Consider the following 12,177-nt stretch of genomic DNA (forward strand, 5'->3'; position numbering starts at 1 on the left):
ACAATTATCGCTTTCATCCCCGGTATGTGAGGGAATTAAGGAGGTTCAGCGTTAAGGCTGGTTTCACAGTAGGGTTACCCTTTATAATTACATGAGATCTTATTGTACAAGTTACAAGGGGGTTCATATATGATAACAAAGGTAAACCGGCAGTTAAATGAGGGTCCTAAAATTCAAAAAGAACAAGAGCTTGTTACCAAAATGATTCGTATATATTGTAAGAAAAAACATCATCATAAGGGGTTTTGTGAGGAATGTCAGGAATTAAATGAGTATGCGCTGAAGAGGCTAGCCTATTGTAAATTTGGTGAAGAGAAAACAGCTTGTGCCAAATGTCCTGTTCATTGTTACAAACCGGATTATCGCCAAAGAATTAAAGGGGTTATGCGTTTTTCTGGTCCGTGGATGCTGCTCTATCATCCCATTGAGTCGATTAGGCATATTCCGCTACCCAATAAATTGAGAAAATAAGTGAAAACCGGACATCATTTGATGCCCGGCTTAATGTGTTTTTAGATATCATTCTCCCAGTTTTTCAGCCTTCACCAAAATCTCTCGCAAAACCCGGGCAACCCGGCTTTTTCTTCTCTTTACTTTTACACTTATCCGTCTTAACGACTCTTGGTATACGGCGGTATCCTTGGGTTCATAGAGCTGTTTGGCGGCAATCCGTAACGTTCTTCTCATTAATATTGCTGATGAACGGGTTAACTTCGTTCGGTATCCTCTGCGCAAGACCCGTAAAGTATGTTTATACTTCTCTAAGTCTTCGTTTGGGGGAACAAGGGCGAACAGATTTAGGGAGGAGTCATTGAACCCGTAGCTTTTGAACATGATTTTTAGATTCTCAATATTTATGAGGTTTCCTCTGAAGTGGGTTGGATGTTCTTGGTGAACGCCGACAACTTCTTTGATGCTGTGAAAAGGGATTTTTAATCGATGCAGTCGATACCCAAGGTCCCAATCTTCGAGTCCATAGAGGATAAACTGTTCATTAAAACCTCCAGCACGAGTTAATTGGCTGCGTCTTATGGACACACAACGTGTGACGAGTAACATCCAAGGGGCTACATCTGTGCTGGCAAATTGTTTTTTAGTATTTGGAGGAACTCTTGAGGGAAAGGTGACTTTTGATAACGTCTCCGTCTGCTGAAGGATATCATTGGGTGTGATTAATGGGATGATTTCAGTCGCTGATTCGAAGTCGGGATTCCATAAGTTAGAAGGCGAAAGTGTATTGCGGCAATGCTCTTTTTCTTCAGGAGAAAAGTCTGGGTAGTAGTGGGTATAAGCGTCATCCCATGAGTGTGGAATACCTGAAATTATGGACTTAGGATATTTACGGTGATACTGGTTTACGATCCTAATGAAGTCAGGGAATACTAGAAAATCCGCATCGCAGAAGATGACGTATTTCCCTTTTGCCTGACTCAGCCCCAGATTTCTCACGGCAGAACGGCCGCGTTGTTCCTGCTGAGCGACATAAATAAGCGGATAAGAAGTTTGAAAGCTTTCGACCATTTCCTTGGTACCATCTGTAGAACCGTCATCTGCGACGATCACCTCGAATCGATCCTTGGGATAGGTCTGTGTCTCGAATGAAGTGAGTGTAAGTAGCAGCTGCTGAAGTCGGTTATAGGTTGGAATTATGATGCTGTAACGGATAGCCAGAATGATCACCCCCACCATTTAATAAAAGCCCTTGAATAGGATAAATAATAACAATATATTCAGGGACTTTAGCCTGGTCTAGTCAAACGCCTTTAAGGATCGAAATAGGCAGTGGACAGGGGCCAATATGGGATGATCTTTAAAAAAGACAGCCCCTAAAGGAGATCTATCGATTCCTTTAGGGGCTGCTCCTTTTTATTTTCTATTTTCCACTAGGTAATAATTTATTCAATAAGATCGCTGCCAATGAAGCAGCTAGGATAGGTGAGCCTAATAAATACTGCACGAATGTAGGTAAAGAGTTCAAGTAGTCACCAGGAATGAGTACCAACGCCAAGGTGATGATCATAGGTAAGGCAATAATGTACATTTCTTTTTCGCCGATAGTTACATTCTTCATTACTTGCACACCATTAATTGCGATGATGCCGCAGATGATGGCGAAGACGCCGCCGATTACAGCGGATGGAATGGAAGAGATCAAAGCGGCGAGTTTACCAGAACAACCAAAGAGGACAAACCATCCTCCTACAGCGAGAAAGACCCGGCGGCTGGCAACACCTGTAATGGAGATGATCCCTGCATTAGTTGAATAACCTGTAACAGGAGTCGAACCGAGCACAGAGGCAATAAGACAGCCAATTCCTTCTCCAATTACGCCGCGGTTAATATTTTTGTCTGTCAAAGGTTTATTGATTACATTGCTGACCGCAAACCAGGTGCCTGTTGTTTCAGCCAGCAGCACGATATAAATAATAACCATGGTGATAATAGCTGAAAAGTTGAAGGAAAAGCCGAAATCAACAAAAGCGATCCGCGGCATGCTAAACCATTTAGCGTTGCTTATCGCTGAGAAATCTAAAACGCCCATAATATTAGCGGAAATACATCCGACTACTAACGCCATCATTACGGAAAGAATTCGGAAGATAGATCCTTTATTACGGAACAAAGTACCGAGAATCACAAAAATAAGCAGTGTAGCGCCTGAAATAAGGGCTAATAATACGTTTTGATTAATTGAAGCGCCGGAGGCTCCGTAGATATTATCTCTGATCGCAACAGGCAATAAAGATAGACCTACAATGAAAATGATTGTGCCTCCTACGATAGGTGGGATAAAGTTTTTGACGATTTTATTAAAAATTCCAGCATAGCCCAAAATAATAACCAGGATGGCCCCGATTAAGCTGGCACCTAACACGGAGCTCCAACCGAGCTCCCCGCCACCACTAGCCGCATAAATACTGACGATCGCACCAAGCGGAACATAAGAAGGACCTTGAGCGATAGGCAGCTTCATACAGAAATAGGTTTGCACAATCGTTGCAAGTCCTGCGGCAATAAAGGTGGATTGGATTAACGCGCTGGACTGATTGGGTTGTAAGCCGATTAACATCGCAATAAGGAATGGCACTACATAGACATCCATAGCCAATACATGTTGAAAACCGAGAATGACGGATTTACTAAATGAAACTTTTTCATCGGGTAGGACAGTTAATAGCTGTGATTCCAAATGTGCTTGCTCTTGTACGTTTGCTTGTGTTTTCACTCCGATGCCCACCTTAAGTTTTTTAGTTTAATTAATCTTTAACGCGAATGAACTTTTTCACCCTGTACCCAGACTTCACGGATATTTTCAGGCCGGGCCAGATACATTATCTTTTGAAAAATATCTTGCAAATCCTCATTCTCATCAAAGATGGGCAATTTCGCCGACGGTAATTTCGTATCAATAATTTGAACATCCCAGGTATAACCTTCTAGTAACCGGCCGATAGGTAAGCTTAAGCTTTCCCCGCCGCCAGCGGTAGCAAGATAAAAGGATTCATGGATCGTAATCCGTGATCCGGGTACTCCGCGATTTGGTGCAGACAGGGAAGGATTCACACCATCCTCCAGCATTCTTGAAGACATTACGGCTTGTCTAATGTTATCGAAGAGACTAGGTGAAAAACCTCCGGAAATATCAGAGCCTAAACCAATCTCCACGCCTTTGGCATGGAAGTCAGCGATCGGAATAACACTATTGGCAAAATACGCGTTGGATATCGGACAATGAGCAATTGCTGTTCCTGTCTCTGCAAACAAATTCACATCATCTTCATCTAAAAAATTACAATGTGCCATTACAGATTTATCACTGAGCAGACCAAAATCATGCAAGGCAAAAGCATCGTTCTTCTGGAACCGTTCTTGCACATAACCGTGCGCCCAATCACTTTCACTACAGTGCGATTGAACATACGTATCATATTTAGCGGCTAGTTCTCCCAAGCCTTGTAAAGCCTCATTAGTGCAGCTTGGAATGAACCTTGGTGTCACTACCGGATATACGCCTTGTTTAGTAGATTTAGCGAGTTCTTGTACAGCTAGTATAAATTCTTCCGTATCCACTAGTGCGGTATGGGTGTCGGAGTCGCGGTAATTCTCAGGATTTCCCTGCGGATCGTCCATAACCACTTTTCCAACGAGTCCACGTTGCCCTTTTTCCGCACATATTTTAGCCAATAATAAACTGGCCTCTTTATGCACCGTTGCAAAATAAAGTGCTGTAGTTGTTCCGTTTGCGAGCAAAGTGCCAACCACGTCATCGTAGACTTTTTTTGCAAAAGCCAGGTCCGAGAATTTAGACTCCAGTGGGAAGGTATAAGTATTTAGCCAATCATAGAGTGGAATATCTAATGCAGTTCCAGATTGAGCCCATTGTGGCGCGTGAACATGCAGGTCGATAAAGCCGGGCAAAAAATACTGGCCTTCAGCTAATACATGAAAATTGTCCTGACCTTGATAAGCATCAAGCAAGGGTTGATAGTCGGGGTGCTTCGGTGCAACAATCATTTCTATCATCCCATCCGTGTTGATACAGAAGAGATGGTCCTTTAAAATTTGAATTTCTTTTGGGGATAGGCTAGAAAATGAAGTGCCTAGGAATATTTGCATATATTTTCTCATGATTTCCGCCTTAATGTTCGTCTTTTGGTGTGCATTCGTTATTATAATCCGTGAAAAAGGATAAGTCCAGACCAAAAGTCGAATAAAGGCGTAATTGACGGATAGGAGGAGCGGAGGAATTGAAACCGAATATGACGCATAGACGTCATGTTCGCTATGCTAGAATACAGAAAAAGATAGGGGGAAGCAAAATGCCAAAACATGAATATAGAAAGCATGAAAAGGAGTTATATCAACCCAAAGCTAAGCCGCAATTATTAGAAGTTGGGAAACAGAAATTCATCTGTATAAAAGGTAAAGGTGATCCTAATCATGAGGATTTTTCAGAAAGAGTCGGGGTTCTATACTCTCTGGCCTATGCGGTGAAAATGATGCCTAAAAATGGATTTACTCCGGAGGGTTATTTTGATTATACGGTATATCCACTCGAAGGATTATGGGATTTGACAGAGGAAGGTAGAAATCACAAGGATTTAATAAAAGATGAATTACTATATACAATAATGATAAGACAACCGGATTTTGTAACAAGAGAGACGGTAGAAAGAGCTTTTGAGATAGTAAATAAAAAGAAACCTCACCCCCTATTGAAAGAGGCATATTTTGATGAATTAGAAGATGGCTTATCGGTGCAAATCTTGCATATTGGTTCATATGATAGTGAACCTGAATCATTCCAACAATTAAAAATGTTTATAGATGAAAACAATTATGTGCTAAAAACGCTTGTTCATAGAGAAATTTATCTGTCGGATGCTAGAAAAGTAGAACACGAAAAGTTGAAAACCATTTTAAGATATAGAATTAATAAAAAATAGCAGGTCGGCTTCGATTCCTTTACGGTTATAGGAAATGAATGCGGTTACCATCTTGTGATATAATAGATGAAATCGATCGATAGTTTGAGAAAATTGGATTAGGAGTGTTGCCTGGATGAGAAGATACAACATTTGGCGCCCGTTGATGTTAATTATTGTTGCTGTACTTACAAAAAGCTTGGTCACTAACCTGTGCATTTTGTTTGGTATGCAGGCTGAAGCAGCGAGTAGTATGGGAACGCTGGGCATGGTCATTGCCGGTTTAGTGATGTACAATCGCATGACAAATCGCCGTCGTAAATAAGGTGGCCGGATAGATTATAAACGTCTGGTTATTATGTTATAGTAAAGATTGAAATAAAACTTGTATCGACCTGAAAAGGAGTACTTCATGACACAGTTTGTCTACAAACAAATTATTGATGACTTAAAAATGAAAATTTTTGCTGGGCAGTTCCCCGATATGAAATTACCGGATGAACGAACGCTTAGTGAAACTTATCAAGTGAGTCGTAGTTCTATTAAAAGTGCTCTGACTAAAATGGCAAATGCCGGAATTATTTTTAAAAAGCGTGGCTCAGGGACATTTATAAATCCTTTATACATAAAAAATGAATCTATTTTTAACTACGAAGGCTCTAATTTAGGTGTCACCGACAATTTTCAAATGAATGGGAAGAAGCCAAAGATTAAAGTTCTGAAATTCGAGGTCATTCCACCAACGGAAGAACTGCAACGGGATCTGTTTTTAGGACCACATGATTTTGTATACAAAATCGTTCGCTTGCGTCTTTTTGATGATGAACCCTTTATGATTGAAACGGGTTATATCCCAATCAAAATCGTGCAGAACTTAAATCAGACTATTATTGAAGGATCTATCTTTAATTATTTGGAGGATTCACGGAACCTGGCGGTAACCAAATCCTTTTTATCGATATCCGCAGAACCCTCTGAGGCTACGGATCAAGAGCTGCTGCATTTGCAGGCGAATGAGCCAGTAAGCATTATGGAAGGGATTTTCTTTTTAGATAATGGCACACCCTTTGAATTCTCCCATATGCGTTTCCACTATAAATACTTAAAATTTAATACCTTTGTGTCCGTTCATTAAAAGTAAGACTGGGGAATTTTTCTCGGTCTTATTTTTTTTATTTTGCGCAAAATAGATGAAGGAAAAGCAGCAAATATCTCCCGCAAACTTCAGCCCATATTTTTACATATATATTAATATTGACGTATTTTTACAGACAATTGACACCGTTTTTCATACTATGTTCATATTTTCACAAAATTGGACCGTATCATTTGTTGAAAAGGTTGAATTAATTTTTGGCGGCGGTATGATGTACTTGTGGAAGAAATTACGGCAATGTAGACACAGAAAAAATTTTGGGGAGTGGAAGAAATGGTATTATCCATGGATGTTGATTACTCATCAAAAACTTATTTAGAGAAGCTTGATGCATACTGGCGCGCAACTAACTACATCTCTGTAGGTCAACTGTATTTGAAAGATAATCCGTTGTTAAGAGAACCGCTGAAAGAAGCAGACGTAAAGATTAAGCCAATTGGACACTGGGGAACTATTCCCGGCCAGAACTTTATTTATGCCCATTTGAATCGGGTCATTACTAAATATGATTTGAATATGTTCTATATCGAGGGTCCTGGTCATGGCGGTCAGGTCATGGTTTCGAACTCCTATCTCGATGGTAGCTATACTGAAATTTATCCGGAAATTACACAAGATATCTCAGGTCTGAAGAAATTGTTCAAACAATTCTCTTTCCCAGGTGGAGTTGCTTCCCATGCTGCCCCTGAAACACCTGGATCGATCCACGAAGGTGGCGAATTAGGTTATTCTCTATCCCACGGTGTAGGTGCAATTCTGGATAATCCAGATTTAATCTCCGCTGTTGTTATTGGCGATGGAGAGGCTGAAACTGGCCCATTAGCGGCTTCATGGTTCTCCAACCGGTTCATCAATCCAGTTACTGATGGTGCAGTTCTGCCGATCTTGCACTTAAATGGTTTCAAAATCAGTAACCCAACGATTCTGTCTCGTCAATCCAAAGAAGAAATTACTGCATACTTTAAAGGTATGGGTTGGGAACCGTTCTTCGTTGAAGGCGAAAATCCTGATCTAATGCATCCAGAAATGGCTAAGGTGCTTGATACCATCGTAGAAAGAATTGAAGCGATTCAAAAGAATGCACGTGACAACAATGACCTTACGCGTCCGGTTTGGCCAATGTTGGTCTTCCGTTCTCCTAAGGGCTGGACGGGTCCAAAGCAATGGGATGGTGTTCCGAATGAGAACTCGTTCCGTGCCCATCAGGTGCCGATTCCAGTGGATCAAAAGAATATGAAACATGCTCCAGCGTTATTGGAGTGGATGAACAGCTATAGACCAGAAGAATTATTTGATGACAATGGTCGTCTGAACGCTGAACTTGCTGAGATTCTGCCAACTGGCGACAGACGTATGGGAATGAACCCAGTTACTAATGCTGGCAACCAGATTAAAGATCTAAACTTACCCAATTTCCGTAAGTTCGCACTTGATAATTCCAAACCAGGTGAAGTAATAGCACAAGACATGGCCGTTCTGGGTAAATACATGAAAGATGTTATCTCTCTGAACGAAGAGAACCGCAATTTCAGAATTTTCGGACCGGATGAAACAATGTCCAACCGTCTGGGACCTGTCTTTGAAGTGACGAAACGTCAATGGTTGGATCAAGTGATTGAGCCGAATGATGAATTCCTAGCTTCTTATGGCCGTGTTATCGATTCCCAATTGTCTGAACATCAGGCAGAAGGTTTGCTTGAAGGTTACGTATTGACAGGTCGCCATGGTTTCTTTGCAAGCTATGAAGCTTTCTTGCGTGTCGTGGATTCGATGATTACTCAGCATTTCAAATGGCTGCGTAAAGCAACAGATCAAAGCTGGCGTGCGGATATTCCATCATTGAATGTGGTAGCAACTTCAACTGTATTCCAACAAGACCACAATGGTTACACTCACCAAGATCCAGGTTTGCTAGGTCACTTGGCTGATAAAAAACCAGAATTTATCCGTGAGTATTTGCCGGCTGATGCGAACTCCTTGCTGGCTGTCTTTGACACCGTCTTAAATGACCGTCAAAAAATTAACTTGATCGTTTCTTCCAAACATCCTCGTCCACAATGGTTCAGTGCGGATGAAGCACAAGAGCTGGTGGATAAAGGACTGAAGATTATTGACTGGGCAAGCACCGATCAAGGTGGAGAGCCTGATGTTGTCTTTGCTTCTGCAGGTACAGAACCAACTATCGAAAGCTTGGCTGCAATCTCTATCCTGCATGAAAAACTGCCGAACCTTAAGATTAGATATATCAACGTGGTAGACTTGTTGAAACTGAGAAGTCAAAAATTAGATCCGCGTGGCTTATCTGACGAAGAGTTTGATCAATTTTTCACAAAAGATAAACCAGTTATCTTCGCTTTCCACGGATATGAAGGTCTGATTAAAGACTTGTTCTTTGATCGCCATAACCATAACCTGCACGTACACGGATACCGCGAGAATGGCGATATCACAACACCATTCGATATGCGCGTATTGAATCAAATGGACCGCTTTGACTTGGCGAAGGAAGCTGTTCTGAGCTTGCCTAATGCTAACGACTATAAAGCGATCGCAGATGAAATGGATGCTATCGTTAAGAAACATCACCAATTCATTCGTGAAGAGGGTATTGATTTGCCAGAAGTAGAGAACTGGGTATGGAAAGCTTTGAAATAAACGTATAGCCAGTACCATAGGAAGTAATACAAAAAGACACCTTTAGAGGTGTCTTTTTATTTGTTCAAGTAACCATACAAAACAATTATAATCATTTTTTCATCTTTACCACTGTAAATATATGTGAGTAAATAGGTGGGTAAAGAAAGGGGAGAAATGTATGACATCTATTGATAAACTTCCCAAGTCTATAGAAATACAGCTTGCAGAACAACCTTTATTTCACTCTGTATCTGATTTAATGAAAGATGGGCAATTCGGTGAGCAGTGGCTTGTATTGACTGAGAAGGAGGTTTCCGTTTGGGGGACGGACGGGAAACTGGTCTCAAAGCTTCTAGTCTCGAATATTACCGATGCCCGGGTAGTAGGCGGGGTAGGCGGCGGTTCGTTGCTTGTGGATACCCAAGAGGGGCCGATTATACTTATACGTTATACAGCATCACTTACCTCTATATTTGGTTTTGCTGCTAAATTAATTGGCGCTGTAGCTAAAGGCGAGGAACGGCCAACCGCTTCTGAAAAAGAGTTTCCAAGAAATTGTCCAAAATGCCGCAATCCGCTGCCGGAAGATTCACAAGCTTGTCCGGTGTGCAAGAGTAACGGCAAGGTTCTATTTCGGATGTTGAGTTACGCTAAGCCTTATAAGATCCAAATGATCGCTGCGGCGATTATGTTGATTTTTACTACATTGGTAGAGCTTGTTCCACCATTTTTGACGAAGATGATCGTTGATAATGTGTTGACAGAAAAGGATATGGGCTCGACGCTTCTATGGATTGTGATTGGGCTAGCAGCCACGTCCTTAGTAATAACTTTAATGCAGACTGTACGTGGACTTATAGGGGTATGGATTGGTTCCAAAATCATGGGTGATCTTCGTCATGATGTGTATCATTCCTTGATGAAATTATCTTTATCTTTTTTCGACCGAAGACAATCTTCGCAATTTATTGGACGGGTGAATAATGATTCAGAGGCGATGCGGCAATTTATGACTGACGGTGTAATCTGGGTCTCGGGTGAATCGCTGCGGGTAATCGCTATTTTCACTATTATGTTCAGTATGGATTGGAAGCTAACGCTGCTTGCTATGCTGCCTATGCCGCTTATGGTGGTGCTGTCGACCGTGTTATGGCCGATGATTGGCAGACGTTGGTACCAGCAGTGGAGATCTATTTTTAGATTAAACGCTTTGGTTGGCGATTCTTTGCAGGGGATTCGTGTAGTCAAAGCATTCGGCCAGGAAACAACAGAGATGTCACGTTATACGGTCGCCAATAAGGAGTTGGTGCGGCATAATATTCGGATCGAAGGCTTATGGCAGGGGATGTTTCCTGCTTTTGCGTTGGTTGCTGGTGTGGGTACGTTATTAATTTGGTTTTATGGCGGAAAAACGGTGCTGGAGGGTCAATTATCCATCGGTACGCTAATTGCTTTGGTGACCTACCTTGGGATGCTTCTCGGACCTTTGCAGTGGGTGAGCCAAATGATCAACTGGGCCAGCCATGCGATTTCAGCAGCAGATCGGGTCTTTGAGATTATGGATACTCCGTCAGATGTGCCTGATACAGTAAATCCAGCAGCCATCGGCCGCGTAAATGGTGAGGTTGAGTTTAAGCGGGTTACTTATGGATACGAAAAACATCATCCTGTGCTCAAGAACGTGGATTTAAAAGTGGGTGCGGGCGAGATGATTGGTCTGGTCGGACATTCAGGTGCCGGTAAGTCGACGTTCATTAATATGATCTGTCGCTTCTATGACACAGATGAGGGAACCATTACCATCGATGGTGTGGACATCCGAAATATCAGCCAGTCAGATCTGCGTAGTCAGATCGGTGTAGTGCTGCAGGAGACGTTTCTATTCGACGGAACGATTGCTGAGAATATTGCCTATTCTAAACCGGACGCTACGGAATTAGAAATCATGCGCGCTGCAAAAATCGCCAACGCCCATGATTTTATCGTTCAATTGCCGGATGGCTATGATACAAGAGTTGGGGAACGTGGACATAAATTGTCTGGTGGAGAGAAGCAGCGAGTGTCTATTGCCCGAGCAATAATTCACGATCCACGAATTCTAATCCTAGATGAAGCAACAGCTTCTGTAGATACAGTGACCGAGCGGCAAATTCAAGAAGCGATCTCGCGACTGGTAAAAGGCAGAACGACATTCGCGATTGCCCATCGATTATCCACGCTAAGAAATGCGAACCGGCTTGTAGTGCTTGAACGCGGTAAGATCATTGAAGTGGGTACACATGAGGAATTGCTTGCTGCAGAAGGTGCTTACTTCAAGCTAGTTGAGGCACAGAAGGAAATGTCGCAGATTAAGGGGGTTGAGATGCATGAGTGATCCGAATCTTGTTAACGGGGAATTGAATCCTAAAGATCCCTATGAGATTAACATTCTTGAACCGGGTGCAATCTCTTTTAGCCGCAGTCAAGGTGGCGTGTTTCAAGGAGTAGTGGAGGGTCAGGTCTATGAGGAATTAATTCTTTTTCGTATATTTCCATTCCAATATACCACGGAGTATATTTCAGTTCGTAACTCCAAGAGTGAGGAGATCGGAGTCATTCGTGACATTGATCAGCTCGATGAAGAAAGTCGCGTGGAAGTGGACACAGAGCTCCGGCTGCGGTATTTTCTTCCGGTTGTAACCCGCATTGATTCTATTAAGCAAAAAGCAGATATGTGGATTTGGGAGCTGCAAACGAATCTGGGCCAGACCCGGATCGTTATGCGGAACCTGCACGAGCATATGCAATATCCAAGTCATAAGCGAATCATTCTTACAGATATCAATGGGAAAAGATGCGAAATCCGTGATTATCTAGCCCTGGATGTTCAGAGCCGGAGCAAGCTGAAGGATGTTTTATAGTCTAGTTGTGAAAAAGCTCCGCAGCCATTTGTTGATGGTCTGCGGAGCCTCTTTTTTT

The 12,177-nt window shown here is 42.2% G+C and carries 10 protein-coding genes; 7 read left to right on the forward strand and 3 right to left on the reverse strand.

What is annotated here, in order from left to right; translation table 11 throughout:
* The first annotated feature begins 129 nt into the window (after nucleotides 1-129).
* The gene (locus tag NSS82_RS01340) at nucleotides 130-471 is read left to right on the forward strand and encodes a nitrous oxide-stimulated promoter family protein (RefSeq protein ID WP_036687189.1); all 342 of its coding nucleotides are present in this window, start codon (nucleotides 130-132) and stop codon (nucleotides 469-471) included.
* A 48-nt stretch (nucleotides 472-519) separates the two neighbouring features.
* Here NSS82_RS01340 and NSS82_RS01345 read toward each other — a convergent pair whose 3' ends face one another.
* The 3 genes from NSS82_RS01345 to guaD form a co-directional block, all read right to left on the reverse strand.
* Nucleotides 520-1,671, reverse strand: a complete 1,152-nt coding sequence (locus tag NSS82_RS01345; protein WP_038573993.1) for a glycosyltransferase — start codon at nucleotides 1,669-1,671, stop codon at nucleotides 520-522.
* A gap of 202 nt (nucleotides 1,672-1,873) precedes the next feature.
* On the reverse strand, nucleotides 1,874-3,226 hold the full coding sequence (locus NSS82_RS01350; RefSeq protein ID WP_036687191.1) for a uracil-xanthine permease family protein: 1,353 nt from the start codon (nucleotides 3,224-3,226) through the stop codon (nucleotides 1,874-1,876).
* 38 nt (nucleotides 3,227-3,264) lie between these two features.
* Complete coding sequence (gene guaD, locus NSS82_RS01355; RefSeq protein ID WP_038568158.1) at nucleotides 3,265-4,629, reverse strand: guanine deaminase; 1,365 nt, start codon at nucleotides 4,627-4,629, stop codon at nucleotides 3,265-3,267.
* A gap of 119 nt (nucleotides 4,630-4,748) precedes the next feature.
* On the opposite strand from guaD, the gene NSS82_RS01360 reads away from it, so the two are divergent.
* The 6 genes from NSS82_RS01360 to NSS82_RS01385 all read left to right on the forward strand — a co-directional run bounded on the left by NSS82_RS01360 (nucleotide 4,749) and on the right by NSS82_RS01385 (nucleotide 12,119).
* The gene (locus tag NSS82_RS01360; RefSeq protein WP_256715495.1) at nucleotides 4,749-5,447 is read left to right on the forward strand and encodes a GyrI-like domain-containing protein; all 699 of its coding nucleotides are present in this window, start codon (nucleotides 4,749-4,751) and stop codon (nucleotides 5,445-5,447) included.
* Nucleotides 5,448-5,562: 115 nt separating this feature from the next.
* Nucleotides 5,563-5,751 carry a hypothetical protein gene (locus NSS82_RS01365; protein ID WP_076101096.1) on the forward strand — a complete coding sequence of 63 codons (189 nt, stop codon included), beginning with the start codon at nucleotides 5,563-5,565 and terminating at the stop codon, nucleotides 5,749-5,751.
* Nucleotides 5,752-5,838: 87 nt separating this feature from the next.
* Nucleotides 5,839-6,561: a GntR family transcriptional regulator gene (locus NSS82_RS01370; RefSeq protein ID WP_036687196.1), complete on the forward strand. Its 723-nt coding sequence runs from the start codon at nucleotides 5,839-5,841 to the stop codon at nucleotides 6,559-6,561.
* Nucleotides 6,562-6,855: 294 nt separating this feature from the next.
* Entirely contained in the window at nucleotides 6,856-9,237 is a 2,382-nt protein-coding gene (locus NSS82_RS01375) for a phosphoketolase family protein (RefSeq protein ID WP_174890031.1), read from the forward strand.
* A 160-nt stretch (nucleotides 9,238-9,397) separates the two neighbouring features.
* Nucleotides 9,398-11,593, forward strand: a complete 2,196-nt coding sequence (locus NSS82_RS01380; RefSeq protein ID WP_076105214.1) for an ABC transporter ATP-binding protein — start codon at nucleotides 9,398-9,400, stop codon at nucleotides 11,591-11,593.
* A complete protein-coding gene (locus tag NSS82_RS01385) occupies nucleotides 11,586-12,119 on the forward strand; it encodes a DUF1854 domain-containing protein (protein ID WP_051491493.1) in 534 nt (177 codons plus the stop codon). Before NSS82_RS01380 ends, NSS82_RS01385 begins: the two co-directional genes overlap by 8 nt.
* Nucleotides 12,120-12,177 lie beyond the last annotated feature (58 nt).

This window comes from Paenibacillus sp. FSL H7-0735 (assembly GCF_038008505.1).
GTDB lineage: Bacteria > Bacillota > Bacilli > Paenibacillales > Paenibacillaceae > Paenibacillus_AQ > Paenibacillus_AQ odorifer.